The organism is Fervidobacterium riparium (assembly GCF_025370035.1).
In the GTDB taxonomy this organism is placed as follows: Bacteria; Thermotogota; Thermotogae; order Thermotogales; family Fervidobacteriaceae; genus Fervidobacterium; species Fervidobacterium gondwanense.
Genome location: NZ_CP009277.1, coordinates 1,763,913 through 1,788,880, shown reverse-complemented (window position 1 = coordinate 1,788,880; position 24,968 = coordinate 1,763,913). Strand labels below are relative to the sequence as shown.

Genomic DNA, 24,968 nt, shown 5'->3' with positions numbered 1-24,968 from the left:
AAGAGGTGATTAGGATGAGAATAGTTGTATTCGCAAAGCAGGTACCTGATACAACAGAAGTAAAGGTTGACCCTGTAAAGGGAACTCTGATTAGGGACGGCGTAAAATCAATAATGAATCCGGAAGACAAAAATGCACTTGAAGCAGCTTTGAGAATAAAGGACTCTATTGGCGCGAAGGTTACGGTAATCACGATGGGACCACCAGCTGCAGAAGCTATTTTGCGAGAAAGCTACGCGATGGGCGCAGACGAAGCGGTTTTGATAACGGACCCACTTCTCGCAGGAGCCGATACATGGGTAACGAGCATGATTTTGGCAAGAGCAGCTCAAATCATTGGTTACGATTTGATACTGTGTGGAAGGCAGGCTATTGACGGTGATACCGCACAAGTTGGAATCGAAATAGCAGAGCACCTCGGCATACCAGCCATCGCTTACGCAACTGACATTCGAACAGAAAATGGAAAGGTTGTAATAACAAGAGAACTTGAAAATGTGTATGAGATAATATCCGTTACTCTTCCATGTCTCATAACATGTTCGAAAGAGCTAAACACTCCAAGATATATGAGGGTTTACAACATATTCGGCTGTTTTGATAAACCAATAACGGTCATGAACAACTCTGTTTTGAAGTTCGACAAGATGGAAGTAGGGTTAGTGGGTTCGCCCACGAAGGTAAGAAGAACGTTCACAAAAGGACCAAAAGAACAGGGCAATGTTGTGAATTTACCTGCGCAAGAATCAGCTGAAGTGCTTGTTTCAACATTGAAACGACTTCACGTGATATGATGGTGCGAAAAAGAGGTGAAGAAAAATGATAATGGTTTACTGTGAACAAAGAAATGGTGAGCTGCTAAATGTTGGACTTGAACTTATCGGAAAGGCAAGAGAACTTTCTGAATCTCTTAACTGCGAAGTAGCGGCGATAGTCTGTGGTCACAAGATTGGAAACCTCAGCACTCAACTCATACAAAGCGGAGCCGACAAAGTTTTCATAATCGAGCATGAGTTGCTGGAAAAGTATACGCTTGATTTATATACCGAATCACTCTATCAACTCATATCAAACGAAAAACCGGACATTTTGCTGCTCGGTGCAACAAGCATCGGAAGAGAACTCGGTCCGAGACTTGCAGCAAGATTGAAAACAGGGCTTACCGCCGATTGTACACAACTCGAGATTGACCAAGAAACAAAGCTTCTACTGATGACAAGACCGGCTTTTGGCGGAAACTTGATGGCAACGATAATTTGTCCTGACAGAAGACCTCAGATGGCAACTATAAGACCAGGCATATTTCCATTACCATCTATGGACGCTAACAGAAAAGGTGAAACTATTCTCTTTAATCCAAAGATAACGAGAGAAGATTTAAAAGTTAGCATAGAAAGAATTGTCAAGAAGGTAAGGACTGTGAAAGATATAACTGCAGAAAAAATTATCATCGCTGGTGGAAGGGGTATCGGTTCCAAGGAAAATTTCGAATTACTTGAAGAACTTGCTGAACTACTCGGCGGTGCGGTTGCTGGTTCAAGAGCTGTTGTAGACGCCGGATGGTTACCGAAGGAACTCCAAGTTGGACAGACCGGAAAAGTCGTAAAGCCAAAGCTTTACGTAGCAGTCGGGATAAGTGGTGCTATCCAGCATGTTGCAGGAATGCAAGATAGTGAATACATAATCGCAATCAACAAAGATCCTGATGCTCCTATAATGAAAATAGCAGACCTTGGCATCGTAGGGGATTGGAAAAGCGTTGTCAAGGCTCTCATAAAAGAGTTGAGAAATGAAAAAGGTATTTTGGAAAAAAAGATATCCTAATCCTTATAAGGCAAAAAGCGGGAACTCCCCGCTTTTATTTTTCACCATATAAACATTAAACGTTCGCAGAAAGTTCTTCAGTCTTATCAGTATTTGTTTTAGCATTGCACTTTGGCAAGAATAACATTCCAAAGAGTATAGCACTCACAAATACGGAACTTCCCTCAATCGTTCCCAAATACTTCGCTCCGATATATTGAACAATAGTAGCTCCAAACACGGGTGCTACTATCCTCATCAAACTGTCTACAGAATTGAAAATTCCGAGTGTTCCGCCGAGCTTATCTTTGCTCACCAATTTAGTAGCCAATGAACTAATTGAAACACCTATCACGGCTGAAAATACAGATAGTGGAGCAAGAAGTACCAGTAGCATAGGAACGGTCTTCACGAAAGAATACAATACAAGAAAAGGTACCGAGAGGAATATACCATACCTTGTTAAATCTGTTTCAGAATATTTCTTAGTTAACTTTCCAATTAAGATACCTTGTACGAACACTATTATTACACCGATATACGCCAATATGAAACTCGTTTTTGATGCAGGCAGGTTCAGGCGACTGATAGCAAAGAGTGCAAATGTAGACTCGAACATTGTGAATCCAAGCGAGTAGAAGAATTTTGTAAAAAGCAAACTCGCCACCGCTGGTTGTGAAAAGGTCTTTTTCAGCTCTTGAAACGTAAATGGGACTGACTTCGAGTTTTTGACAGGTTTCGAATCCGGCAAGAACAAAAATATATTGATTATATTAACAAAAGACAAACCGGCTGCAAAAAACGCAGGTACATGCATTCCCCACTGACTTAAGAAACCTCCAAACGCCGGTCCAAGGATAAATCCAAGACCGAAAGCGGCACCTATCAATCCAAGACTTTTTGTTCTTGACTTCTCATCAGTGAAATCACCTATGTAACTTTGTGCAACTGTAATGTTTCCACCCGTCAGTCCGTCGAATAATCTTGAAAAACATATCAAACTCAATGATTTTGCGAAACCTAAAATTAATAGTGAAACAAAAGTTCCACCGACACTTAGATGTAGAGCCCTCTTTCTGCCGTATTTATCTGATAACCTCCCTATCAGCGGTGCTGCAAATACCTGACCTAAAGGATAGATTGAACCAAGGAATCCTATCATGAGAGCCGAAGCGCCGAATTCTTTCGCATAGTATGGCAAGAGTGGTATGATCAGCCCAAACCCAAGCATATCAGCCAGAATTATTAGAAATAAAGTTCTTAACACATTTTTCTCTTTATGCATACACTATCCTACTTTTAGCATTACTAATTTTTCTGCTAAGCGCATTATATCATATCTTAGTTAAAATACAACATTATATTTTGTATAAATTTAACGCAAGCACTCTTTCATTTTGAAAATGATATAATATGTTTGAGAAAAACATTTGGGGAGGCTTTCTATGAGTGTCCTATCAATCGATTGTGGTACCCAGAGTCTCAGAGCTATCGTGTTTTCAGAACGAGGCGAAATTCTTGCTGCAGAAAAGATTGAATTCGAACCTTATTATTCGTTGAACACTGGTTGGGCTGAGCAATCGCCAGAGTTGTACTGGGAAACGCTTGCTAAGGCTGTCAAAAATTTGAAAGATAAATCGCCAAGTGTTTTCAAAGATGTTCAGGCCATGAGTTTAACAACACAAAGATCAACAATTGTGGTTGTTGATGAGAATGGTAATCCTCTAAGAGATGCGTTTGTTTGGCTTGATGAGAGAGAGGCAGAGGGAAAACCTAAGCTATATCCACATGAAGTATTTGCATTCTGGCTTATAAAAAAACTCCCTACGGCGCATATGGCCTACAGAAGAAGTAAAGCGAACTATATGAAACAGAAAGAATCGGAGATTTGGAAAAAAGTGCACAAATACTTGTTTTTGTCAGGTTACTTAAACTACAAACTGACAGGAGATTTCGTTGATTCTACAGCCTCACAAGTCGGTTATGTTCCTTTCGATTACAAAAGTAAGGAATGGATAAAGAGCCTGTATCACTACAAATGGCGACTTTTCGGTATAGAAAGAGAAAAACTTCCGAGGCTTGTGGAACCAACACAAATCTTAGGTTATGTTACGAAACAAGCGTCTGAGTTCACAGGGCTTAAAGAAGGATTGCCTGTGATAGCATCTGGTGCGGACAAGCAGTGCGAAACACTTGGAATTGGGTGCTTCTCGCCAAATGTAGGTAGCATAAGCTTGGGTACAACCGCAACAATTCAGACTACAACATCCAAATACGTCGAAGTTATACCGTTTATCCCACCATACCCCTCAATAATTCCTGAAAGCTACAACCCTGAAATCGGTGTGTTCAGAGGGTACTGGCTTGTCTCTTGGTTCAAGAAAGAATTTGCACATAGCGAAGCTCGCGAAGCAGAAGAACTTAACACATTTCCAGAACAGATTCTTGACAAGTATCTTCAGAAAATCCCTGCTGGAAGCGATGGATTGATAATCTATCCTGCGTGGACGCCAGGACCAGAGAAACCATTCTCTCGCGGAGCAGTTATAGGCTTTTCGGATAAGCACACTCGAATGCATCTTTATCGAGCGATAATAGAGGGAATAAACTACGCACTCTTGGAAGGAAAAGAAGCTATTGAAAAGAAGACCGGAACTAAAATAGAGAGAATTGGACTCTCTAGTGGTGGTTCAAAAAGTAAAGAAGTATGCCAGATAACAGCGAACATGATGGGAGTTCCGGTGTATAAAGTTCAGACAAACGAAACCTCTGCACTTGGTGCTGCAATTTCAGCGTATGTGGGTATAGGGGTTTACAAAGACTTTGAAAGAGCTGTTCAAAGCATGGTTCATATCAACGAAGAATTTTTGCCAGATGTGAACGAGCATGAAATATACATGAATTATTACAGCAAAGTATACAAGAAAATCTGGGGAAGGATAAATAAGCTTTCTTTTGTACTGAATCATTTGAGAAAATATAGCGAGCAATAACTTGAAATAATGATTACACATTTTTACTCTCTTTTTATCCTTATTCCTTGGACATTTCTTGACATATTCATTTGATTTTTGCTATAATTATTGACATCCTACCACAGTATATAAGGAGGGGAAAAGGGATGAAGAGGTTATATTTATTGGTCGCTGCATTGCTAACAGTCCTTGTTTTGTTCAGCTGTACAAACTCGTTCGAACCAAAGTTCGAACCAAAAGAACAGTTCGGTGTCTCTGAAAAGCTCGGAGTTTCTGGAACGGAAGAAGATTTCGTACCAGGCGAGTATGTTGTTCAGTTTGAACCAAGAGAAGACGCTATTAAGAGCTTGGCAAGTGTTGGTGCAGAAGTTGTAAGAGCCTACAGTTTCGATGATGTACAAATCGTTACCGTTAGAACAGAACAACCAGAACTCCTGTCAAGTCTTCCTGGAGTTAAATCAGTGGATAAGAACTACATCTACAGAGCACTTGCAACACCAAACGACACATATTACAGATACCAGTGGCACTATAACAATATCAAATTACCGCAAGCATGGGATATAATGAAATCAGCAAATATCGTTGTAGCGGTTATTGACACTGGCGTTAGCTTCACGCATCCAGACCTCCAAGGAATATTTGTGACAGGAAAAGATTTTGTTGATGGCGACAGTAACCCAACAGATCCTGCACAGGACGTAAGCCACGGTACACACTGTGTAGGCACGGTTGCAGCCCTTACAAACAACAGTTTGGGCGTCGCTGGTGTTAACTGGGGTGGATACGGAATAAAGATAATGCCAATAAGAGTGCTTGGTGCTGATGGTAGCGGAACACTTGACAACGTTGCAGCCGGCATTAGATGGGCAGTCGACAATGGGGCAAAAATCGTTAGCATGAGTCTTGGTGGAGGCGGAGCACAAGTTCTTATGGATGCGGTGAAGTATGCTTACAGCAAAAACGTTACGCTTGTTTGTGCAGCAGGTAATGAAAATAGACCAAGTTTGTCCTACCCAGCAGCGTACGTTGAAACAATAGCAGTCGGTGCGACAAGATATGATAACAAGAGAGCACCATATTCAAATTACAATTACACAAGGTATTATGATCCATACAAGGGAGCTTACGTATATCACTACCTCGACGTTGTAGCACCCGGTGGAGACACGAGTGTTGACCAAAACGGCGACGGTTACGCAGATGGTGTTTTGAGTACAACATGGACGCCTACTAATGGAGACATATACATGTTCTTGCAAGGTACATCCATGGCAACACCACACGTTTCCGCTCTCGCAGCAATGCTTTACGCAAAAGGATACACAACACCTGAGGCGATAAGAAACAGGTTAAAACAAACAGCGTATAAAATACCAGGTTACACCTACGACTCAAAAGGTTGGAACAAATACGTTGGATACGGATTAATCGATGCATACAAAGCGCTCACATATTAATTAACTCAAACATAAAACAAGGGGAGCAACTTGCAATTGCTCCCCTTTTATTTTTCAGACTCATTTTGATTGTTAGAACGATTGTTTTGCAGTTTAGCATCTTTCATTTTCTTGAATTCTTCGTGCTCACTCTTTAGCTCTTCTATCAGGTCTTGAACTTTCCAAGTCAGGCTCGTTGGCGTGGTGCTTGCGAATATCAGTTCTTCACCTTGGAAGCTTTCCTTTACAACTCGCATCAGCTGTAGAATTTCTGGCTTTTCAAATCCATGCATGATTATTATCTTTTCGCTTTTCTCAGACATACTCTCTCCTCCATTTTTCAAAGAAATTATGAATAATTGTTCAAGATAATTCTAATGGAAAAAGAACCTAGTGTCAATCTATTAAATTTATATGTTATAATATTTTACAAAGTATAATTTAAACGGAGGTTGTAATGAGATATCTGATATTCATAGCATTCGTTGTTATATCTATTCTGGACTATATTTCTGGTAGAAAAAGAATACTGAGAAGAACAAACGGGCTTAAAGACGTAGAAGAAATCGCTGAAAAGAAAGTTTCAGTGATAATTCCAGCAAGGGACGAAGAAGAGAACCTCAAAAAGCTCCTTCCGCTGGTTTGCTCTCAGCAGTTTCCCGCACACGAAATCATAGTCGTTGATGATAACTCTACCGACAAAACTTCAGAAATCGCTACATCTTTTGAGCAAGTAAAGTTGGTAAAACTAGAAGAAGACCCACCAGATGGCTGGGTCGGAAAGTCTTGGGCACTGTGGAATGGTTTTCTAAATTCTTCTGGAGATTATCTTCTATTTTTGGATGCAGATGTTGAGCCTTCAGACAAGTTAATTGAATACCTTTCGGTTCAACATGCTTACCACGGGGGGCTAATATCCGTATGGCCTTATCAAAGGCTCGAGAAATTTTATGAGCACCTAACTTTACCATTCAACTTGCTTGTAATATACGCGAGTAACACTTTGGGTTTTCCTGGGAAGATTGCAAGAGGCGCTTTTGGTCCTGTTGTCTTTACTTCAAGAGAAGACTACGAAAAGACTGGAGGCCACAGTACTATAAGAGACGGGATTTTGGAAGATATAAAATTAGCCAAGTTATACCTAAACACGGCATAAAAGTGACGAATTTCATTGGAGACGGTGTAGTCCAATTTAGGATGTATCCTAACGGGATAAAACAGCTACTCGAAGGTTTTTCAAAAAATATGTCCTCAGGAGCAATAACTGGTGGTACTTTTGCATTCTTATTAGCACTTATATGGATGGCTGGAATTTATACTTCTATACCAAATATCGCCAGTATATTTTTTGAGACGAACAACATTTCAGAGGTGCTAACTAAAACAGCTAACTATCTCATCGTTGCGCTATTTATTCGCTTGCTATCCAAAGATACCGGACAGTACAAAATTTACGATGCATTACTCTACCCAATCCATTATATTTTCTTCTTAATAGTTTTCTTTTATTCTTTGTATCTAACGTTGCTTAAGAAACAGGTCTACTGGCGAGGGAGGAAATTAAAGGTATGACTTTCTACTGGTTCGCCCTAATAGTTTTGCAATTTATATCCGGATCCATAATGTATTCGCATATATTTGCCAAAATTCTCGGGATTGACTTGCGCAAGGTGCGTGATGAAAATCCTGGTTCGACAAACTTGTGGCGTGCCGCCGGATGGAAATGGGGGTTCTTAGCCCTTGCGCTTGATTATTTCAAGGGCGTGTTCCCACTCGCAATTTTTGCTTGGAATACAGAACTGAAAATTAACCCTTACATTGTCAGCTTAGCCTCATTAGCTGGTATTGCTGGTCATGCTTTCTCACCTATGCTCTGTTTCAATGGTGGAAAGGCGATAGCAACGACATTCGGCGCTTGGTCAGTTTTGACAAAGTGGGAAGGTCCGGCAGTGCTCGGCATTACATTCACATTGTTCTCCATAGCGAACAAATTAATGAAAAGGAAAGGAACAACACCTGAAACAGATGCTTTGCGGGCTTTTATAGGATTCTTTTTCCTTTTGCTTTACACCTTATGGAAATCACTTAACGGTTCTTCAGAACTGGTTTTACTGTACGTAGGTAATTTATTAATTGTCGCTTACAAACATAGAAGAGAAATAACAAAATTAATAAAAGGCAGGTACAAGGCATGAGAAGGGCTTTAGCAATCATACTGCTTGTGTTAACCTTCTCTGTGCTATCTTCAGCAAACAGCGTTGAATTTTACGAAAAAACATTTCAACAGGCGCGTTCTTTGAAAAACGAAGCGCAGCTCTTTAAACTAATCAATGACCTTGAAAACACACTTTCCGAAAATAGAAATTCGAGCAAAGAAAAACTCGGTGAGAAAGAATTAGAGAAGGTCAGAGTTATATTAGCAGAAGTGTATTTCGAGTATTCAGAAATGTTATCGGACAGACAAAAGAGAGAGGAAATCTTGAAGAAATCTCTCGAGATCTCTGAAAGCATACTGAAAAACAACCCAGAAAATGGCAGAGCGTACTACGTGGCAAGCATGTGCTCTGCAAGGCTTATAGATTTTGTTAATGTATTTGGAAAGCTAAGCCTTTTGAATAAATTCGACGCATACATAGATAATGCAATTAGATATTCGAACGATAATTTATACAAGGGCCTATCATATATGACAAAAGCAGTGCGATACATGTCAGCCCCTTGGCCCTTTGGAGATACTAAAAAGGCTTTAGAGAATTTTAAAGAAGCAGAGAAGTACATAAATGATTACTCTGGTGTACACTTGTACCTTGCCGAAGTTTACCTAAAACTTGGAGATAAAAAATCTGCTGAAAACTCGCTAAGAAGAGTTTTGAATCTACAACCTCACCCTTACTTTTTAGTCCAGCACGAAACGAACGTCAAAGTTGCTCAGCAAATGCTTCAAAACTTAAAGTAAGGAGGATACTCTTATGCGCTATCTATTTTGGCTAACGGTATTTGCTTGGTGGATAATGGATTTCTACGTACTTGTGCTGAGAAAAGGCTCATATTCGAAGGTATTTGATAAAAGAAGCAAACTTGTGGTTATAGTACTAATTTTAGTCGGTGTTATCTTAGCTGTCGCACCAGAAAATTTCAGAGCCGTTTGGCGAACCAGAGAATTCGGGCGTTTCAGATATTTGGTACGTTCACCGTTCTTACAGGTGTAATTGTTCTACTTTTAGCCATATTGAGCCTTGGCGAGTATTTCTCTGGTGACATAGTAATCGGACCAGAGAAGAAGCTTGTTCAAAGAGGATTGTACAAAAAAATTAGGCATCCAAGCTACACAGGTGAAATAATAGCATTTATCGGTCTTGGATTTGTTTTTCAACATATTCCGTCTTCAATCTTCATCTCCGTGTTCCTTTTCTTGGCATTTTTGTATAGAGCGATTGTAGAAGAGAGAAGTTTGCACAATGAATTTGGCGATGAATTTATTGAATACAAAAAGAGAACAAGGATGTTCATCTGATGGTGAGGTGGAGTATCTGTGATTAAGAATCAATGGTACGTTATATTGGCATCACGTGAAGTGAGAAAAGGGCAGTTGGTTGGTGTTACAAGATTCGGAGAGAAGCTTGCTATCTGGAGAGACAGCGATGGTGCCGTGCATTGTATATCTGACATTTGCTGCCACAGAGGAGCATCCATATCCCACGGAAAACTACTTCACGACGGACATGTTGCAATGTGTCCATTTCATGGTTTCGAATACGACCCAACGGGCAGAGTAATCGCTATTCCTGCGAACGGAAGAAAAACACCTGTCCCTGAAAACTTCAAAGTTAAGTCTTATAAGGTATACGAAACTGCAGACTTTATCTGGATATGGTATGGTGATGGAGAGCCGACAAGTGAACCAAAGTATTTCGACGACATTGATGATAGCCTATCTTACAGCGAATTCAGTGAAGTGTGGAACGTACACTACAGCAGAGCAATTGAAAACCAATTGGACCCAATACACGTGCCTTTTGTCCATTACAACACCATCGGGCGTGGCAATCGAACAGTTTCCGACGGACCTATCGTTAAATGGATTAACGACACGATGTTTTATTTTTACGTATTCAATCGGGTAGATGATGGAACCCCCGCTAAAAAGCCTGAAGAGCTTGAGTTAAGTGATGCAAGTAAAGTGTACTTAGAGTTCAAGTTTCCCAATATTTGGCAGAACCATATAGCAGATAAAATACGCGTAACCGCGGCATTTGTACCTATAGACGAGGAGCATACCAAAATATATCTAAGATTCTACGTTGGTTTCACCGGTATCAAGTTCATCGATAAACTCATAGCAATATTAGGCACGCCTTTCAACAAAAAGGTACTTCACCAAGACAAGGCAGTTGTTGAAACGCAACTGCCTAAGAAGAGCGAACTTAGAATGGGCGAAAACTTGGTTCAAGGTGACGCACCGATTTTGGAGTACAGAAAAAAGAGAGAGGAATTCAAAATGCTTAATAACAAATAAAAACATGAGAGGAAGATTTAACGTGGAAAGAATTGAGAGAACTGAAAACCAGAGTTATATCATAACTTCCTTAGAACAACTTCTGCAACTATGGACTAAAACGTACAACAGCGAGGGTAAGCCGGATTGGTCTCATTTATTGCCTTATTACGACGAGAACATACACTTCCGAGACACCGTGCAAGAAATACACGGAATAGAAGAGTTCAAAAAGATGGTCGAGAGACTTACCAAGAGGTCTCAAGAATTGCACATGAACATTCTCAATGCCGTTATGGAGGGAAATATCATCTTCGTTGAATGGGATATGATAATAAACTTCAGAAAGACAAAAACATCGGTAGTCCACGGTGCGAGTAGGTTGGTCATTGGCGAGAATGGAAAGATAGTAGACCAGAGGGATTATTACGACCTCTGGGGTGATATATTCGACAACATACCAGGCTTTGGAAAGCTGTACCGAAAATTCATGAAGAGGGTGTTCGGATGAACAATGCGTTCAAAAGCTGTTCTGTAAGGAAATACTGGTTCAAGTATAAATGGAAAATAGTTTTTGAAATGATAAAGAATATGAGCAAGAAACCTAATATGTGTGATGAACCTTTTGATAGGAAAACCGTTGTGATAACGGGCGCAACATCTGGAATTGGATATGAAACAGCCAAGAAATACGCCTCTATGGGTGCCAGAATAATATCAGTAAACAGGAACAAAGAAAAATCAGAAAAGTTGTGCTACGAACTGAAAGAGAAATACGAAACCGAATGTGATTATATATTAGCTGATCTGAGCAAAATAGCTGATATCAGAAAGGTTGGGTATGAGCTATCAACATTGGATGAAAAAATAGATGTCTTAATTCACAACGCAGGTTTGTACACAAACAAGAGGACAATAACAGACGATGGTTTGGAATTGAACTTCGTAGTTCACTACTTAGCACCATTTTTGATTAACCAAATGATACTCGAAAAGCTCAAGAAAGATAAGAACTCTCGAATAATTTTTGTAAGCTCAGAGGCTTACAGATTCGCTGCTTGGGGCATATGTCTTGACGATCTGCTCTGGGAAAAGCACAAGTATTCAGGGTTAAAAGCATACGGTTCGGCAAAATTGGCACAAATCTTGAGCATGCATATATTCTCGGAAATAGTAAAAGATTACGGAATAACGGTGAATGCAATGCATCCAGGATTTGTCAAAACAAATACAGGTTCCGAAAATGGTCCTATCTACAAATTCTTCAAGAAAAACATCTTAGACAAACTATCCCAAGAACCAACAATTTCAGCCGAAGCGCTTTACTATCTCGGTGCATCTAAAGATTTAGATGGTATAACAGATAAATTCTTCCACTTAACGACCATCGAAGAACTGACACCACCAGCAAAGGACTTAGAACTCGCAAAAGCTCTGTGGAATAAGACAGGTCAGATAATTCGAAGCTTGGGAATAGATATGGGGGTTAGAGTATGAAAAAAGTAATTATTGCGGGCGGAGGAATAGCTGGTTTAACGGCTGCTGTATACCTTGCACGAAAAGGCTTTAAAGTTAAGCTTTTTGAAAAGAACGAAAAGTGTGGTGGGCTCGTTAACACGTTTGATTATAACGGTTTTAGATTTGAAGGTGGCGCACGTGCGCTTGTCAATGCAGGTGTCATAACCCCCATGGTTGAAGATTTACAGCTCGACGTTGAACTTTTGAAAAATCCAGTTTCAGTAGGTGTCGAAGACAGAATCATGACAGTCAACGGAGAGAAGAGTTTACTAGAATATGCAGAGCTTCTCAAAAGTAAGTATCCTGAATCTCAGGACGACATACAGAGGCTGATTGAAACCGAAAGGAAAATTCTTGAACACATGAAGGTATTGTACGGTATTGATAATCCGCTTTTTTCGTTCAATAAGATACGAGAAGAAGGAAAACTCATACAGATGATGGGAAGGTACTTTTTGTGGTTTTTCAAATTTCTCAGAACTGTTAGAGAGATTAACGCTCTAAAAGAACCTGTAGAAAAATATGCAGAGAGAATTATCAAAAACAGATCTCTAAGGGATATAGTAATTCAGCACTTCTTCAGGGGCACGCCTTCGTTTTTTGCCCTGAGTTATTTTTATCTCTTTAATGACTATCTGTACCCAAAAGGCGGTGTTGGTAATTTTCCGGAAAGCTTAGCTAAAAAGATTGCCGAGCTTGGCGGAGAGATACTTCTTAACAACCAAATTGTCAAAGTAACTCCCGGAAAGAATACAGTTGTAGACGAAAAAGGAAACGAGCACCAGTATGACTTCTTAATCTGGGCAACTGATTTGAAAGCGTTTTACAAATCACTCGACACGCAAGGTGTAAATGGAAATACACTCAAAAAAATAGAAGACGAAAAACAGAAAGTTCTTTCAGCACGCGGTGCAGAATCGGTTATAACCTTTTACTTTGGTGTCGATGAACCGGTTGAAACTTTTAGCAAGATATCAACTGGGCACTTCTTCTACACACCTTCAAGACAAGGCCTTGGCGAAATTAACCGTTCGAAAGTAAAGTACCTCGTAGAAAATTACGAAAAACTGACCAAAGAAGAAATTCTGCAATGGTTGGAAGAATTCATCAAATTCAACACGTATGAAATATCGATACCGGCTCTGCGAGACAAATCGATGGCACCTGATGGAAAAACTGGATTAATTGTAAGCATGCTAATCGATTATGATATAGTGAAAAAGATAAATGACGACGGTTGGTACGAAGAATTCAAGCAGAAGGCAGAAGAGCTCATAACCGATAGTCTTACTCGAACCATTTATCCGTTCTTAGAAGATAAGACAATCTTCAAATTCACATCGACACCTCTGACGATAGAGCGAATGTACGGAACATCCGAAGGCTCTATAGTCGGGTGGTCTTTCGAAGGTAAGCTGCCAGTTCCTTCTGGAATATTCAGCATGACAACTTCAGTTAAAACGCCTATCGAAAACATATACAAAGCTGGAAAGTGGGCGTACGCACCTGCTGGCGTGCCAACCGCGATAATCACAGGCAAGCTTGCATCCGACACAGTCATTAAGAATTCAAACAACTAATAGCAAACTCATAACTCATTATCCATAGACTAAACTCCCCTAACCGGGGAGTTTGCCTTTTTATTAACTCAAAAGTTACACAAAAGACACTTTAAACCGTACCGGTTTGTGTTATAGTATTAGTGGGTTATATAAAACTATAACACTATAAAACACGCTAATGGTCATTGAAAAATGAATCTGAATTTGCAAAGAATCTTAAATGTAATGATGGAGGTGGTATTATGGATGATTTCAAAAGGCGTCTGTTATTAATACTTACTGTCTTAACACTCGGTACAATTGGCTTCTTCACTCCTTACGTCCCTTTGAAAATTGTGTTGGTTTTTTTTGCAATAGCGAGCACAGGATACATAGTAAAGGAGTATACGGGAAAATGGATAGGATTCTTGATTTTATCCGTTTTACTATTTCTTATTCCGATGGCGAATGTAGAAGCGTTTCGCTATATGGCGGAAACTAAAGATAGCAATGTCTTTGTAAACATCGTTGAGAACATCATCGAATCATTCACAGGTAGCGAAGGTTCTAAGGTATCTTATCAACCTGACACGAAGGTTGAATCGAGAGAGAATATAGTTATAGACGTCGATGGCGGGGTTGATATAGTCGTTGGCAAAGGAAATGTTGTCGAATTTCCCAGTCAGCTAAAAACATCGGTGAAAGATGGTAATCTGGAAATTAAAGGTGGAACGAAGAATTCAATTTATAAAATCCTTATCGGCGGAGACGTGCTACGAAGTTTGGAAATTTCAGCCCTCAGTGTAAAGCTCAAGAGTGAACTGGAAAACAACTTAGAGCATCTGTCAATAGATTCAGTTGACACAAAACTTTCAGGAATTATCAAATCTGATTATGCAGAGTTCAATTCAACAGGCTTTGATTTCGATGGGAGTATTTCAGCAAATGAACTTGTTATAAATAGTGTAGGAGTTAATATCAACGGAAATGTATCCTCTGATAGAATCAATATAGATTCTGTCGGCTTGAATTTGAACATTGTCCTATCTAATTGTTCATTGTTCGAAGCTTTTACAACAGGTGCGAGCGGAAAGATAACTTACACGGGTGGAAAGAACTTGAGACTTAGCATCAATAGCACCGGTGGGAAGATAATATTTAAGAACGAGTCAGACAACTCAGTCTCAATACAAGCCGAAGGAGTAAAGGTCGTGAGAGAATGAGCGCTCCATACGTGAATTTTCAAAAAGTCGATAAGCACAGCGGAATTCCTGCATACTTGCAGATAGTTAATCAAATTAAGGCAAAGATTCTTTTAGGAGAGCTAAAGGTAGGTATGCAATTACCTACAGTAAGAGAACTTGAGAAGATATTCGATGTGAATATTAACACCGTCTTGAAGGCTCTCGAGAGGCTGAAAATAGAAGGACTTGTCGAATCAGAACAAGGCATCGGGTACTTCATATCAGGCAACATAGATGTTAGCGTAGACGTGCTGAACGACGTCTATGAACTCGTGAGAACTATAAAAAAGAAAGGGCTCGATTTGCTCACGGCTTTAAAGATAATTGAGGAGGTGTGGAAGAATGTCTAAGATTTTAAGCAATTACTATTTTTTGCAGTTTGACGAGTATTTGCATAAGCAATTGAAAGAGAAATTCGGCACTCTACTAATCTTTTTCGTACTTATGCTCTATCCTGGAAGTGGTAACAAAACTTTCGGTGCGTTTTTCATTATCATATTTTCGATTCTATCTGATATAAAGAACAAGCGTTTAGATTTGTTAACTTTCTTACCTTACTCAAGAAAAAATATATTTTGGTTTGAGTTTGTGCTCACCACGCTTCTGATATTGTTATCCTTCTTCGTTGGTCTGCCGTTTTACAGAAGTTTCCAAAGTTTCTTAGTAGATATCGCAACTGCAATGATTTTCTACTCAGCGTATTACGGACTATCAATTGCCCTAACATGCGGATTGAAAATAGACCCTTACGGAAGCATATTCTTAGTACTTTTAGCCGATGCAATCCTCAGTTCCTTGGGTAAAGAAGGAGTAAAATATCTTTACAACCCTTACAAATTAATAAGTCCGCTAAGGCAGGAAAACATGTTGCTTTCGTTTGTGTTCGCAGTTATTTGTATTTATCTCGGTTATATTGCTTTCAGCAAGAAAGGAGCTGATTAATATGGAAGAAAGAGCAGGATTGAATTTTTCTGATATTTCTCAAAATTTACCTTTGCTTTCAGTGAAGAATCTGAGCAAAAGATTCGGTAACAAGCAAGTTCTTGCCGATATAAACTTCAGTGTAGATAAGGGAAGCATTTTCGCTTTAATTGGTCCAAATGGAGCAGGAAAGACGACAACGATAAGGTCAATTCTAAATTCAATAGAGCCTGACGGAGGAACAATCGAACTCTATGGAGAAAAAATAGACTCTTTTGCAAAACAAAACATCGCCACACTCTCAGAAGACAGGACCGTATTTAGAAATTTCACGGCTCTCGACTACGAAAAGCTATACTCTGCACTTTATCCGAAGTGGGACAGTCAAGTTTTCAGAGGATTCTTGTCAAAGTACGGATTCGATTTATCACAAAAAGTCGAAACATACTCGATAGGTATGAAAACACTCTTCTTTGTGATTCTCTGTCTCTCAACAAATGCCGATTTGCTAATATTAGACGAACCAACTCAACACCTCGACCCAACAGTGAGATACGAAGTGATGAGACTGATACGAGACTACATAACGGCTGATAGGGCATGTATAATTTCATCCCACGAGATGTTTGAGCTTGAAGAGTACGCAACTGAATTTGCGATTATAAATTCAGGAAAGGTTATATACACAGATTCTATCGACAGTGCAAAAGAAAAGCACAGAGTGATAAAACCGGAAAACTCCATACCAGGTGCGGAGGTTATAGGTTTAGTCGGCGACGAGGTATTAGTGAGACTTAACGGAGAAATTGAATTTGAGACTGGAAGATTTCCAAGACTGCATGAGATAGTTGTTGCTTATCTTTCAAGAAAATAAGACAAAAGCGGCTCTTTCGAGCCGCTTTGTTTTTTTATGTATCAGCTTATCGTTTGCCTTCTGCAAGTGTGTTCAGATCGAGTTTTATTCCAGGGCCCATCGTTGTTGCCACAACTGCTTTCTTGATGAAGTGACCCTTAACACCTGCTGGTCTCAATGAGAGTACCTGTTCGTATGCTGATTTGATGTTTTCTCTTAATTTTTCCACATCGAAAGAAACCTTTCCAACTGGGAAGTGGAGATTTCCTGTCTTGTCTGTTCTGACCTCGACTTTACCCTTCTTGAATTCGGAAACCGCTGCTGCAACGTCGTCTGTAACTGTTCCGCTCTTTGGGTTCGGCATTAATCCTCTTGGACCCAATACCTTACCGAGCTTACCGATTACCTTCATCATATCTGGTGTTGCGATTGCAACGTCGAAATCGAAGAAACCTTCGTTAGCTATTTTGTCTGCAAGTTCTTCTGCGCCGACGTAGTCTGCTCCGGCATTCTTTGCTTCTTCTGCCTTGTCTCCTTTTGCAAAGACAAGAACTCTGACCGTTTTACCCGTACCATTTGGAAGGGTTATCGTGCTTCTTATGTTCTGTTCGCTCTTTCTGTAGTCTATATTTGTCTTGAGATGGAATTCAACTGTTTCGTCGAACTTCGCTGTCCCTGTTTTCTTTAAAAGTTCGACTGCTTCTTCGAGCGTGTAGCTCTTTTCTGGATCAATTAACTTTCTCAATTCATTGTATCTTTTGGAGTGCTTAGGCATCTTTTCGCCTCCTCCTTTCCGCTTCAGTCTACGACTTCCAGACCCATGCTGCGAGCTGTTCCTTCGATTATCTTCATCGCAGCTTCAAGGTCGTTGGCGTTCAAGTCTACCATCTTGAGTTCAGCTATTTCCTTAATCTGTTGCCTTGTCACTTTTCCAGCTACTTTCCTCTTTGGTTCAGAAGAACCGGAGTTAATCTTCGCTGCTCTCTTCAAGAGGAAGCTGGCAGGAGGAGTCTTTGTTATAAATGTGAATGACCTGTCATCGTAGACAGTAACAATTACAGGGATAAGCAAACCTGCCTTATCTGCTGTAACTGCGTTGAATTTCTTACAGAATTCCATCAAGTTAACTCCTCTTTGACCCAATGCAGGACCTACTGGAGGAGCTGGTGTTGCTTTTCCGGCTTCAAGTACGAGTCGTACTTGCGCTACTACCTTCTTTGCCATACAACTTACCTCCCTTTTGTGGTATTTTCGGGCTTACGCCCTCCCACTGTGCACAAGAGTGCACAAACTCTATCTTTTATATTTTCTCCACTTCACTTACATGAACCGATACTGGTGTTTCCCTACCGAAGATCGTTATCATTACCTTAAGTTCTTGCTTTTCTTCGTCAACTTCCTTAACAACTCCGACGAAGCCCTCGAATGGTCCCGTAACGATCTTGACGGAATCTCCAGCTTGGATTTCCAGCTCTACCTTTGTAACCTTTGCCTCAACTTGATGCACTTCTTCAAGTCCAGCCAATCTCTTTATGTAATGAACTTCCTGTGGTTTCAACGGTAGCGGCCTGCCACCAGCTGAAACAAATCCCATTACAAACGGTGTTCCTCTGACGAATTCCCATGTATGATCATTCATTATCATCTCTACAAACAAGTATCCTGGATAGAGTTTCCTCTTTTTTGTCTTCTGAACAACGATTTCTCTTCTTGTTGGGTAATCAACTATAGCAACTCTTCCCGTGCTTTTTGAGAATATCTTCCTACCCTCTGCTAAGGTTTGTCCTGCTTTTACCTGCACACCTTTTTTGCATGCTGAGGAATTAAAGACATCGCCGTGTATTACATACGCATCTTCATCGCCAAGTATCGTCCTAACAACGACCTTCTTAACTTTTTCATTTATAACAACCTTACCATCTATATCACAGATATATTCATCGCTCGATGCTAAGAACGTTCCCTGAAAAACGTTGGCTCCTATTCTTAATCCCGATACTGGCTTTGCAGATTCTGGAATAACGTAAGTCTTTGAAAATTTCTTATCAGTTGTTTCAATAACAATCCTTCTTGCATTTATCACTTCGGAGATTGTACCATCTCTCCTAACCTTTATCGCTGGTTCTTCGGCAAGAATAGCTCCCTTTTCAACGTCCTTGCCATTGCTCACGTGAAGTTTTGCTTCGTGAGAAACGATATGCCTCTCCAAAGACTTGCTCGACGTGTCGATAACTGTTTCTTCCAACACGACTACATTCGGGATAATAGATTCATAACCTTGAGCCTTAATCTTGGCATCAAGGTTTTCTTTAACCCTATTTTCATACCCCGTAATGGTATGAATTATGTACCATTCCTTTTTCATTATTATTCACCTCAGAATCTTTGAAGCAGGGCACCAAGCGTACCAGAGAAGAGAAGGTCAACTAAGAACAGATAAAGTGCGGAGACTCCCAAAATAAACAAAACTACTCCTGTAGATGTCAGGAGTTCTTCTCTGTTTGGCCAAGTAGTCTTCTTCGCTTCAGCTTTAACTTCTCCAAAGAACTTCTTCAACTTTTCCATACCTTATCTCCCCCGAAATGTTTTGCGTTTCAAAGTTATTATTCTTACAACTATAAATAAAATTTGGCAGGGGCGGCAGGACTTGAACCCGCAACACCCGATTTTGGAGACCGGTGCTCTGCCAGTTGAGCTACGCCCCTGCAAAAAGTTTTCATTTATCCAAACTGATTAAACCTTCGTTTCGTTATGGAATGTGTGTTTGTTGCACTTCGGGCAGTATTTCTTAAGTCTGAGTTTATCCTTCTTGCTCTTTTCTTTTGTTGTGTAGTAATTTCTTGTCCCGCATTCTTCACACTTGAGACCTATTTGAACTCTCATCTTTATCCAGCCTCCTATAAAAAAATATCTGGTGGTGAGGGAAGGATTTGAACCTTCGAAGGCATTCTGCCAGCGGATTTACAGTCCGCCCCCTTTGGCCACTCGGGCACCTCACCACACATCCGTGGTCTGGAGCCAACGGAGGGACTTGAACCCTCAACCTGCTGATTACAAGTCAGCCGCTCTAGCCGGTTGAGCTACGTTGGCTCGCTCATGCGATAGTTATTATAACCGATGCGTGGTATTTTGTCAACGTTTCAAATCTGTTTATCTACGTTACAAATTTTCACAGACCTTTCAAAGACCAACCTCGTATTTTCACAGCCGAAGTATATGATACCATAAAAGTTCTTTATTTCAAGTACCTATTTAATATTTCCCTATTACTCGTAAACAATCTCCCAAGTGAATTCGGGAACTGCCTTCTTCATCATCGCTGATACTCCGCAGTACTTCTCTTGAGAGAGGTTGATAGCTTTTTCAACTTGTTCTCTTGGTGGTTCTCCGTTGAATTTGAATATGTATTTCAAGTGGATTTTTGTATAGACTTTAGGATGATCTTGCGTCTGTTCGTAGTCAATTTCCATTCTGAAGCTTTCCATTTGGTCTATAACTCTCATTTTTCTGAGCAATGACACAACATCCATTCCTGTACAACCCATTAATGCATATAGCATGAGTTCCTTCGGTCTTGGACCTGCATCATGACCGCCAACGGAAGGATCTGCATCGATTACAAGGTCGTGTCCGGAAAGGGTCTTTGAATAAAAGAGCATCCCTGAATAATAATCCATTCTCGCTGTTGCCACTAGTGTACACCTCCACACCTAATATTCAGACTTTCATTTTGCCAAGTATTATCAACACACCGAGTATTACCATAAAAGCTCCACCGATGTACTTGATCCACTTTTCCCATGCAGGTTTGCCGAATCCCATCGTTAGCGCCTTTGAAATTCCAGCACCTATCGTGAGGAACGGAATAGAAATTCCAAGAGAGTATATGAACAACAGCCATATACCTTTTACCATATTCTGTTGCGATGCGATAAGCAAGATCGATGCAAGTATTGGACTGCTGCATGGTATCCAGACGAACCCAATCGCCCCACCAAGAATTAGCCCACCTACGAATCCAGCATTTTTAAATTTCCAGAGGTTTGCTTTTGCACCCTTGAAAAGCTGCATCTCGGCAACGTACAGTATTCCAAATACTATTATACCAATACCTATTATTTTCTCCAAAACACTCGAATATTTAGCCAAAAACCCACCTATAAACGAAGACAACCCGCCGAGAAGACTGAATATCACTGAAAAGCCAAGGAAAAATCCTACCAATCTCAGTGCCCTCTTTTGCCCACCGAGAACTATTCCAATGAATCCGGGAATAAGAGGCAAAACGCATGGGCTGAAAAATGAAAGAAACCCGTGTGCTAAAGCCAACCAAACACTAACATCTGTCGGTGTAAGCGAAATCATACAATCACCTCAGGTATTAATCATTTAGAAGAGACAAGAAGTACCCTTATAACGCCCATACCGTTAAGTTTCTTCGCAACATCCGAATTCGTAGTTACGTACAGCGTGTTTATATCAACTTTGCTTGGTACTGAGTCAACACTTTGTGCGTTTTTGTCGTATTTCAAAACGTAATCAGCATCTTCTTTTTTGACGTTAACTATAGTAGGTTTACCTTTGTAATCTTCATTCTTCTTTGAATATTCCTCAAAAGTCCCTTTATAGTTCTCATCAACAACCTTAACGATGAACCGCAAAGCTTTCAAGAAATCCGGCGCAGGCATGAAGCCAGGCACTTGAGTGACTTGTCCTTGGTCTTTCAAGAATACGAATGTCGGTGTGCCCCTAACACCAAACCCTCCGAAGAGCTGGTCATTCGTATAAGTTTTTCCCAAAAAGGTAGTTTTGTAAGAACCCGGCTCAATCTTAACGAATATGTAGTTCCCTCGTAGAATCTCTTGAACATCTTTGTTTGGAAGTACTTCTTTCTCAAAAAGCTTGCAGTAGTAGCACGATGGAGAGGAAAAGTTAATTAAAAGAAGCTTCTTCTCTATCATTGAAAGCCTGTGAGCTATGCCCAAATCTGTGAATGTGTGTTCGTAGCCGAATGAAAGAGTAGCAAACATAGCTATAACTATTAATAATAATTTGATACTCTTTAGCATAAAATCATTCCCTTCCAGCTTTGAGATTTTTAACTTGAACCTTTTCATGAAAAGCTTAGAGAAAAACCTCAAGATAGGACAGCTGAATTTCATATTTTCACCCCTCTTTGCCAAAGTTCTCATCTTTGCAAAATAACACGGAAGGCAAAAGCCTTCCGTATTCATATTTCGATTAGCTAATTCCAAGAATTCTGTCGATTCTTGCCTTGTCAAATCCGACGATTATCTCGTTTCCTATTTCGATTACGGGAACGCCCATCTGCCCGGATTTTCTAACCATTTCCTCTGCGCCTTTTCTGTCTTTGGAAACATCTACTTCAGTGTATGGGATTCCAAGTTGTTTGAAATAATCTTTCGCCCTTCTGCACCATGGACATGTGGGGGTTGTGTAAATCTTTACCTTGTATGTTGGCATATCAACACCTCCTCCTTAATTCCTCATTCTGTTGAATTAGAAGTATTTCTTTGCTGCGTGCTCAACAGCGATAGCACCATCAGCGGCTGCGGTGACTATCTGTCTCAATCCTTTAATCTTTATATCTCCAACTGCGTATATTCCAGGAACGTTCGTTTCCATATTTTCATCAGTAATAATGTATCCGTAGTCGTTCATATCAACCAAACCTTTGAACGCTTCTGTTTGCGGGACAAGACCGACGTAGATGAACACACCATCAGCTTTTATAACGCTTTCCTCTTTTGTCTCGTTGTTTACGATGACTACTTCTTCAACCTTGTTCGAACCTCTGATTTCTTTAACGATGTGGTTTGTTATTACCTTAATCTTTGGATTGCTCAGAATTCTGTCCTGCAGAACCTTTGCAGCAGTCAATTTTGGCAGATTCTGAACCATCGTTATACTGTTAACAATCTTGGAAAGGAAGTGTGATTCATCACATGCACTATCTCCACCGCCAACAACGACAACGTCTTTGTCTTTAAATAAATATCCGTCACAAGCTGCGCAGTATGTGACTCCCCTGCCTCTGAATTCTGCTTCTCCAGGAACGCCAAGCTTCCTTGGCTGCGTACCTGTTGCGATTATTACAACCTTTGCCTTGACCTTGTTTCCATCATCTAATTCAACAACTTTGTATTCCCCATCAACATACACTTTTTGCGCAAATGCGTAATGAATCTCTGCTCCGAAGTGCTTTGCATGGTCTGCAAATTTTTGCCCAAGTGCTTGACCTTCTATGCTTATCTCACCGGGCCAGTTTTCTACGACATGTGTCTGAGTTACTGCTCCACCTTCAATAGCTTTTTCAATTACAAGAGCCGTTAAACCAGCTCTACGAGCATATATAGCCGCTGTTAAGCCAGCTGGTCCTCCACCGATGATTACGATATCATAGTATTCTTTCAAAGAACCTCCGAGGCTTCCCAAGTCAAATTCAAATCCGCTCATGTTTACCCCTCCTTTAAGACAAATTTTTCACATTGTTCTCTTCTAAAAGCTCAGGGCACAGTGATGTGCCCTGAGTGTGTTTTACTATTAGTAAATCACTTTTCAGATTACTCTGCAAGGTCAAGTACTTGCTGTAAGAACTGTGGCTCTGGATATGCACCAATGAAGAATTTGTCGGGATTCCTGTTAACAGCTATGTGAGGAACTGACGAAACTCCAAATTGCTCGCTCATGTCGAAGAATTCGTTCGCTTCAACAACTTCAGCTGTTACCATATCACTTGCAAGTGCCATGTTGTGAGCAGTGAGTGCTGCTCTTGGGCAGTATGGACATGTCGGTGTCACGAATACACTGATCTTCACTGGTTTGTCAAGTGATTGGAGCTTTGCAATCGTCTCTGGAGAAAGCTGTGGTTTTGCACCATTTCCGAACGTGACTATGTCCTGAATCAAAGTGCCAAATTCGTGACCAGAAGGAATTCCGTAGAACCTAACACCTCTGTCTTTTCCATCATCAAGTGTAAGAATCAATGCAGGTGCGTATTCAACATTGTATTCTTTACCCTTTTCGCTGTTTCTGTGGTACTTCTCAACTATTATCTTGTCTGAAAGCTCTGCAACTTCATCTAACAACTGGCTTTCAAGATCACAGTACTCACAATTCTCCTCGTGGAAGAATATAAGCTTCACGCTGTTCTTCAATTCCTTTCCAAACAGTTCAGCCAAATACTTCTTATCCTTTTCTGCTAATAAACCCATCTAAAAACACCTCCACTTTCGTTTTACACTCTTATTATACCCCATGTTTAGAGACTTAGAGTTAACTAATTGTAAAAAATAGACAAATTTTGTCTATTTTTATTCTACCCCATTAATGCATCTTTGTCAATCCTTTATATTATCCCTTCAACCATTCGATTACAGCTCTTGTTACATCTTCCTTCTCCACATCGTTGCTCAGCACGTGTCCAGATTTTTCGAAAATCAACAATTTCCTTCTCTCTGACCTAATGTTGTTGTAAATGAACTCAGCAGCTGATAGGGGAACGGTATTATCATTTCTTGCAGCTACAACCAACGTGTCGCTCGTAATATCCTTCACAGCTTTTCTGGAAAGTTTCATCAATTTGTACAACTCAGCAGCTTGTTTGGGCCAGTTGAATGACCAGTATTCCCTTTTTAGATATTCAAGGTCTGGGTCATCGTATACATCGTTGTTCTCCCTTATCATCTTATCTTTAAAGAGTGCCAGTAAAGGTGTTAATTTTATTCGATTATCAATCGTGTGTGTAGCTGCCGCTAACGTTACAAGCTTTTTCGGTTTCAGATGAGAAGCCAAAATCAATGCTATTACACCACCCATTGATAAGCCAACGATGTACACTTCGCTGCATAGTGCTTTGAGGTCATAATACGCATCGTAAGCTCTTCTCAACCAATCATGGCTCGTTGTGGTGAGGAAGTCAGCACCGCACGTGCCATGCCCTGGCAATCTTGGAACAGATACTGTAAAACCTGCGTTATTGATTTCATATGCCATGTATTCATAATCATGTGGCGAACCTGTAAAGCCGTGGATTAGAAGTACCCCCTTATCACCTCCGGGTAAAAACACTGGAAGCGACTTTTTCACAGTTTTCGTATCGACAAAACCGAATTCCATATACCTTCCCCCTTGTTCAGTCTCAACCAAAATTCCATGC

32 protein-coding genes and 3 tRNA genes are annotated in these 24,968 nt (G+C 40.3%); 18 read left to right on the top strand and 17 right to left on the bottom strand.

All coding sequences use genetic code 11. The features are described 5' to 3' along the window. Positions 1–14: 14 nt before the first annotated feature. Positions 15–794, top strand: coding sequence for an electron transfer flavoprotein subunit beta/FixA family protein (locus IB67_RS08640; RefSeq protein WP_339746689.1), 780 nt, complete (start codon positions 15–17; stop codon positions 792–794). A 25-nt stretch (positions 795–819) separates the two neighbouring features. Continuing rightward, a complete protein-coding gene (locus IB67_RS08635) occupies positions 820–1,824 on the top strand; it encodes an electron transfer flavoprotein subunit alpha/FixB family protein (protein ID WP_339746686.1) in 1,005 nt (334 codons plus the stop codon). A 55-nt stretch (positions 1,825–1,879) separates the two neighbouring features. Here the strand turns inward: IB67_RS08635 and IB67_RS08630 are convergent, their stop codons facing one another. Next, entirely contained in the window at positions 1,880–3,088 is a 1,209-nt protein-coding gene (locus IB67_RS08630; RefSeq protein WP_339746683.1) for an MFS transporter, read from the bottom strand. 160 nt (positions 3,089–3,248) lie between these two features. Between IB67_RS08630 and IB67_RS08625 the strand changes: the two genes are divergently transcribed. Together IB67_RS08625 and IB67_RS08620 are read left to right on the top strand one after the other, a co-directional pair. Beyond that, positions 3,249–4,796 (top strand): FGGY-family carbohydrate kinase, encoded by a 1,548-nt coding sequence (locus IB67_RS08625; RefSeq protein WP_464309254.1) that lies wholly within the window; start codon positions 3,249–3,251, stop codon positions 4,794–4,796. Positions 4,797–4,924: 128 nt separating this feature from the next. Then, positions 4,925–6,238: a S8 family peptidase gene (locus IB67_RS08620; RefSeq protein WP_339746677.1), complete on the top strand. Its 1,314-nt coding sequence runs from the start codon at positions 4,925–4,927 to the stop codon at positions 6,236–6,238. A 47-nt stretch (positions 6,239–6,285) separates the two neighbouring features. On the opposite strand, the gene IB67_RS08615 is transcribed toward IB67_RS08620, so the two are convergent. After that, on the bottom strand, positions 6,286–6,540 hold the full coding sequence (locus IB67_RS08615) for a DUF3783 domain-containing protein (protein WP_339746675.1): 255 nt from the start codon (positions 6,538–6,540) through the stop codon (positions 6,286–6,288). Positions 6,541–6,674: 134 nt separating this feature from the next. Between IB67_RS08615 and IB67_RS08610 the strand changes: the two genes are divergently transcribed. From IB67_RS08610 to IB67_RS08545, 14 genes are all read left to right on the top strand, one after another. After that, complete coding sequence (locus tag IB67_RS08610) at positions 6,675–7,373, top strand: glycosyltransferase family 2 protein (protein WP_339746672.1); 699 nt, start codon at positions 6,675–6,677, stop codon at positions 7,371–7,373. Between the two features lie 89 nt (positions 7,374–7,462). Further along, positions 7,463–7,789 carry a hypothetical protein gene (locus IB67_RS08605; RefSeq protein ID WP_339746669.1) on the top strand — a complete coding sequence of 109 codons (327 nt, stop codon included), beginning with the start codon at positions 7,463–7,465 and terminating at the stop codon, positions 7,787–7,789. Continuing rightward, positions 7,786–8,412: a glycerol-3-phosphate acyltransferase gene (locus IB67_RS08600; RefSeq protein ID WP_339746666.1), complete on the top strand. Its 627-nt coding sequence runs from the start codon at positions 7,786–7,788 to the stop codon at positions 8,410–8,412. Before IB67_RS08605 ends, IB67_RS08600 begins: the two co-directional genes overlap by 4 nt. Further along, positions 8,409–9,173 (top strand): tetratricopeptide repeat protein, encoded by a 765-nt coding sequence (locus tag IB67_RS08595; protein WP_339746663.1) that lies wholly within the window; start codon positions 8,409–8,411, stop codon positions 9,171–9,173. Before IB67_RS08600 ends, IB67_RS08595 begins: the two co-directional genes overlap by 4 nt. 13 nt (positions 9,174–9,186) lie before the next feature. After that, positions 9,187–9,426, top strand: a complete 240-nt coding sequence (locus tag IB67_RS08590) for a hypothetical protein (protein WP_339746660.1) — start codon at positions 9,187–9,189, stop codon at positions 9,424–9,426. Then, the gene (locus IB67_RS08585; protein WP_339746657.1) at positions 9,363–9,731 is read left to right on the top strand and encodes a methyltransferase family protein; all 369 of its coding nucleotides are present in this window, start codon (positions 9,363–9,365) and stop codon (positions 9,729–9,731) included. Before IB67_RS08590 ends, IB67_RS08585 begins: the two co-directional genes overlap by 64 nt. A gap of 18 nt (positions 9,732–9,749) precedes the next feature. Continuing rightward, a complete protein-coding gene (locus IB67_RS08580; RefSeq protein WP_339746654.1) occupies positions 9,750–10,733 on the top strand; it encodes a Rieske 2Fe-2S domain-containing protein in 984 nt (327 codons plus the stop codon). Positions 10,734–10,755: 22 nt separating this feature from the next. Then, positions 10,756–11,223, top strand: a complete 468-nt coding sequence (locus IB67_RS08575; RefSeq protein WP_339746651.1) for a nuclear transport factor 2 family protein — start codon at positions 10,756–10,758, stop codon at positions 11,221–11,223. Continuing rightward, positions 11,220–12,209 carry an SDR family NAD(P)-dependent oxidoreductase gene (locus IB67_RS08570; RefSeq protein ID WP_339746648.1) on the top strand — a complete coding sequence of 330 codons (990 nt, stop codon included), beginning with the start codon at positions 11,220–11,222 and terminating at the stop codon, positions 12,207–12,209. Before IB67_RS08575 ends, IB67_RS08570 begins: the two co-directional genes overlap by 4 nt. Further along, positions 12,206–13,810 carry a phytoene desaturase family protein gene (locus IB67_RS08565; protein ID WP_498875271.1) on the top strand — a complete coding sequence of 535 codons (1,605 nt, stop codon included), beginning with the start codon at positions 12,206–12,208 and terminating at the stop codon, positions 13,808–13,810. The genes IB67_RS08570 and IB67_RS08565 overlap by 4 nt, the downstream gene beginning before the upstream one ends. 224 nt (positions 13,811–14,034) lie before the next feature. Beyond that, positions 14,035–14,994 (top strand): hypothetical protein, encoded by a 960-nt coding sequence (locus IB67_RS08560; protein WP_424695504.1) that lies wholly within the window; start codon positions 14,035–14,037, stop codon positions 14,992–14,994. Beyond that, positions 14,991–15,365, top strand: coding sequence for a GntR family transcriptional regulator (locus IB67_RS08555; RefSeq protein ID WP_339746639.1), 375 nt, complete (start codon positions 14,991–14,993; stop codon positions 15,363–15,365). The genes IB67_RS08560 and IB67_RS08555 overlap by 4 nt, the downstream gene beginning before the upstream one ends. Then, positions 15,358–15,957, top strand: coding sequence for a hypothetical protein (locus IB67_RS08550; RefSeq protein ID WP_339746636.1), 600 nt, complete (start codon positions 15,358–15,360; stop codon positions 15,955–15,957). The genes IB67_RS08555 and IB67_RS08550 overlap by 8 nt, the downstream gene beginning before the upstream one ends. Before the next feature lies 1 nt (position 15,958). Beyond that, positions 15,959–16,810, top strand: coding sequence for an ABC transporter ATP-binding protein (locus tag IB67_RS08545; protein WP_339746633.1), 852 nt, complete (start codon positions 15,959–15,961; stop codon positions 16,808–16,810). A gap of 46 nt (positions 16,811–16,856) precedes the next feature. Here the strand turns inward: IB67_RS08545 and rplA are convergent, their stop codons facing one another. The 15 genes from rplA to IB67_RS08470 all read right to left on the bottom strand — a co-directional run bounded on the left by rplA (position 16,857) and on the right by IB67_RS08470 (position 24,928). Further along, entirely contained in the window at positions 16,857–17,564 is a 708-nt protein-coding gene (gene rplA, locus IB67_RS08540) for a 50S ribosomal protein L1 (protein ID WP_339746630.1), read from the bottom strand. A 23-nt stretch (positions 17,565–17,587) separates the two neighbouring features. After that, positions 17,588–18,013 carry a 50S ribosomal protein L11 gene (rplK, locus tag IB67_RS08535; protein WP_339746627.1) on the bottom strand — a complete coding sequence of 142 codons (426 nt, stop codon included), beginning with the start codon at positions 18,011–18,013 and terminating at the stop codon, positions 17,588–17,590. A 76-nt stretch (positions 18,014–18,089) separates the two neighbouring features. Further along, the gene (nusG, locus tag IB67_RS08530; protein WP_424695505.1) at positions 18,090–19,154 is read right to left on the bottom strand and encodes a transcription termination/antitermination protein NusG; all 1,065 of its coding nucleotides are present in this window, start codon (positions 19,152–19,154) and stop codon (positions 18,090–18,092) included. 11 nt (positions 19,155–19,165) lie between these two features. After that, a complete protein-coding gene (gene secE / locus IB67_RS08525) occupies positions 19,166–19,354 on the bottom strand; it encodes a preprotein translocase subunit SecE (protein WP_072758969.1) in 189 nt (62 codons plus the stop codon). Between the two features lie 64 nt (positions 19,355–19,418). Beyond that, positions 19,419–19,494 (bottom strand) — tRNA-Trp (locus tag IB67_RS08520). A 28-nt stretch (positions 19,495–19,522) separates the two neighbouring features. Further along, on the bottom strand, positions 19,523–19,672 hold the full coding sequence (gene rpmG / locus IB67_RS08515) for a 50S ribosomal protein L33 (protein ID WP_072758971.1): 150 nt from the start codon (positions 19,670–19,672) through the stop codon (positions 19,523–19,525). A gap of 29 nt (positions 19,673–19,701) precedes the next feature. Further along, positions 19,702–19,788: transfer RNA gene (locus IB67_RS08510), tRNA-Tyr, on the bottom strand. 14 nt (positions 19,789–19,802) lie between these two features. Next, a tRNA-Thr gene (locus tag IB67_RS08505) sits at positions 19,803–19,879 on the bottom strand. 176 nt (positions 19,880–20,055) lie between these two features. Beyond that, positions 20,056–20,466 carry an OsmC family protein gene (locus IB67_RS08500; RefSeq protein WP_424695510.1) on the bottom strand — a complete coding sequence of 137 codons (411 nt, stop codon included), beginning with the start codon at positions 20,464–20,466 and terminating at the stop codon, positions 20,056–20,058. A 40-nt stretch (positions 20,467–20,506) separates the two neighbouring features. Continuing rightward, positions 20,507–21,154: a cytochrome c biogenesis CcdA family protein gene (locus tag IB67_RS08495; protein ID WP_498875270.1), complete on the bottom strand. Its 648-nt coding sequence runs from the start codon at positions 21,152–21,154 to the stop codon at positions 20,507–20,509. Positions 21,155–21,174: 20 nt separating this feature from the next. Next, positions 21,175–21,951, bottom strand: a complete 777-nt coding sequence (locus IB67_RS08490) for a thioredoxin family protein (protein WP_498875269.1) — start codon at positions 21,949–21,951, stop codon at positions 21,175–21,177. A gap of 79 nt (positions 21,952–22,030) precedes the next feature. Continuing rightward, a complete protein-coding gene (locus IB67_RS08485; RefSeq protein ID WP_498875268.1) occupies positions 22,031–22,273 on the bottom strand; it encodes a glutaredoxin family protein in 243 nt (80 codons plus the stop codon). Between the two features lie 36 nt (positions 22,274–22,309). After that, positions 22,310–23,266 carry a thioredoxin-disulfide reductase gene (gene trxB / locus IB67_RS08480; RefSeq protein ID WP_498875267.1) on the bottom strand — a complete coding sequence of 319 codons (957 nt, stop codon included), beginning with the start codon at positions 23,264–23,266 and terminating at the stop codon, positions 22,310–22,312. 107 nt (positions 23,267–23,373) lie between these two features. After that, a complete protein-coding gene (gene pdo / locus IB67_RS08475; RefSeq protein WP_498875266.1) occupies positions 23,374–24,024 on the bottom strand; it encodes a protein disulfide oxidoreductase in 651 nt (216 codons plus the stop codon). 139 nt (positions 24,025–24,163) lie between these two features. Next, a complete protein-coding gene (locus tag IB67_RS08470; RefSeq protein ID WP_498875265.1) occupies positions 24,164–24,928 on the bottom strand; it encodes an alpha/beta hydrolase in 765 nt (254 codons plus the stop codon). Positions 24,929–24,968: the final 40 nt, after the last annotated feature.

Coding starts and splice junctions, on each gene's coding strand:
- IB67_RS08470 (WP_498875265.1), bottom strand. CDS start 24,928: ATGGAATTCGGTTTTGTCGATACGAAAACTGTGAAAAAGTCGCTTCCA.
- IB67_RS08620 (WP_339746677.1), top strand. CDS start 4,925: ATGAAGAGGTTATATTTATTGGTCGCTGCATTGCTAACAGTCCTTGTT.
- IB67_RS08490 (WP_498875269.1), bottom strand. CDS start 21,951: ATGAAATTCAGCTGTCCTATCTTGAGGTTTTTCTCTAAGCTTTTCATG.
- IB67_RS08560 (WP_424695504.1), top strand. CDS start 14,035: ATGGATGATTTCAAAAGGCGTCTGTTATTAATACTTACTGTCTTAACA.
- IB67_RS08630 (WP_339746683.1), bottom strand. CDS start 3,088: ATGCATAAAGAGAAAAATGTGTTAAGAACTTTATTTCTAATAATTCTG.
- IB67_RS08605 (WP_339746669.1), top strand. CDS start 7,463: ATGTCCTCAGGAGCAATAACTGGTGGTACTTTTGCATTCTTATTAGCA.
- IB67_RS08495 (WP_498875270.1), bottom strand. CDS start 21,154: ATGATTTCGCTTACACCGACAGATGTTAGTGTTTGGTTGGCTTTAGCA.
- nusG (WP_424695505.1), bottom strand. CDS start 19,154: ATGAAAAAGGAATGGTACATAATTCATACCATTACGGGGTATGAAAAT.
- IB67_RS08595 (WP_339746663.1), top strand. CDS start 8,409: ATGAGAAGGGCTTTAGCAATCATACTGCTTGTGTTAACCTTCTCTGTG.
- IB67_RS08500 (WP_424695510.1), bottom strand. CDS start 20,466: ATGGATTATTATTCAGGGATGCTCTTTTATTCAAAGACCCTTTCCGGA.
- IB67_RS08545 (WP_339746633.1), top strand. CDS start 15,959: ATGGAAGAAAGAGCAGGATTGAATTTTTCTGATATTTCTCAAAATTTA.
- IB67_RS08600 (WP_339746666.1), top strand. CDS start 7,786: ATGACTTTCTACTGGTTCGCCCTAATAGTTTTGCAATTTATATCCGGA.
- secE (WP_072758969.1), bottom strand. CDS start 19,354: ATGGAAAAGTTGAAGAAGTTCTTTGGAGAAGTTAAAGCTGAAGCGAAG.
- trxB (WP_498875267.1), bottom strand. CDS start 23,266: ATGAGCGGATTTGAATTTGACTTGGGAAGCCTCGGAGGTTCTTTGAAA.
- IB67_RS08555 (WP_339746639.1), top strand. CDS start 14,991: ATGAGCGCTCCATACGTGAATTTTCAAAAAGTCGATAAGCACAGCGGA.
- rplK (WP_339746627.1), bottom strand. CDS start 18,013: ATGGCAAAGAAGGTAGTAGCGCAAGTACGACTCGTACTTGAAGCCGGA.
- IB67_RS08570 (WP_339746648.1), top strand. CDS start 11,220: ATGAACAATGCGTTCAAAAGCTGTTCTGTAAGGAAATACTGGTTCAAG.
- IB67_RS08485 (WP_498875268.1), bottom strand. CDS start 22,273: ATGCCAACATACAAGGTAAAGATTTACACAACCCCCACATGTCCATGG.
- IB67_RS08635 (WP_339746686.1), top strand. CDS start 820: ATGATAATGGTTTACTGTGAACAAAGAAATGGTGAGCTGCTAAATGTT.
- IB67_RS08590 (WP_339746660.1), top strand. CDS start 9,187: ATGCGCTATCTATTTTGGCTAACGGTATTTGCTTGGTGGATAATGGAT.
- IB67_RS08610 (WP_339746672.1), top strand. CDS start 6,675: ATGAGATATCTGATATTCATAGCATTCGTTGTTATATCTATTCTGGAC.
- pdo (WP_498875266.1), bottom strand. CDS start 24,024: ATGGGTTTATTAGCAGAAAAGGATAAGAAGTATTTGGCTGAACTGTTT.
- IB67_RS08565 (WP_498875271.1), top strand. CDS start 12,206: ATGAAAAAAGTAATTATTGCGGGCGGAGGAATAGCTGGTTTAACGGCT.
- IB67_RS08625 (WP_464309254.1), top strand. CDS start 3,249: ATGAGTGTCCTATCAATCGATTGTGGTACCCAGAGTCTCAGAGCTATC.
- rpmG (WP_072758971.1), bottom strand. CDS start 19,672: ATGAGAGTTCAAATAGGTCTCAAGTGTGAAGAATGCGGGACAAGAAAT.
- rplA (WP_339746630.1), bottom strand. CDS start 17,564: ATGCCTAAGCACTCCAAAAGATACAATGAATTGAGAAAGTTAATTGAT.
- IB67_RS08550 (WP_339746636.1), top strand. CDS start 15,358: ATGTCTAAGATTTTAAGCAATTACTATTTTTTGCAGTTTGACGAGTAT.
- IB67_RS08640 (WP_339746689.1), top strand. CDS start 15: ATGAGAATAGTTGTATTCGCAAAGCAGGTACCTGATACAACAGAAGTA.
- IB67_RS08615 (WP_339746675.1), bottom strand. CDS start 6,540: ATGTCTGAGAAAAGCGAAAAGATAATAATCATGCATGGATTTGAAAAG.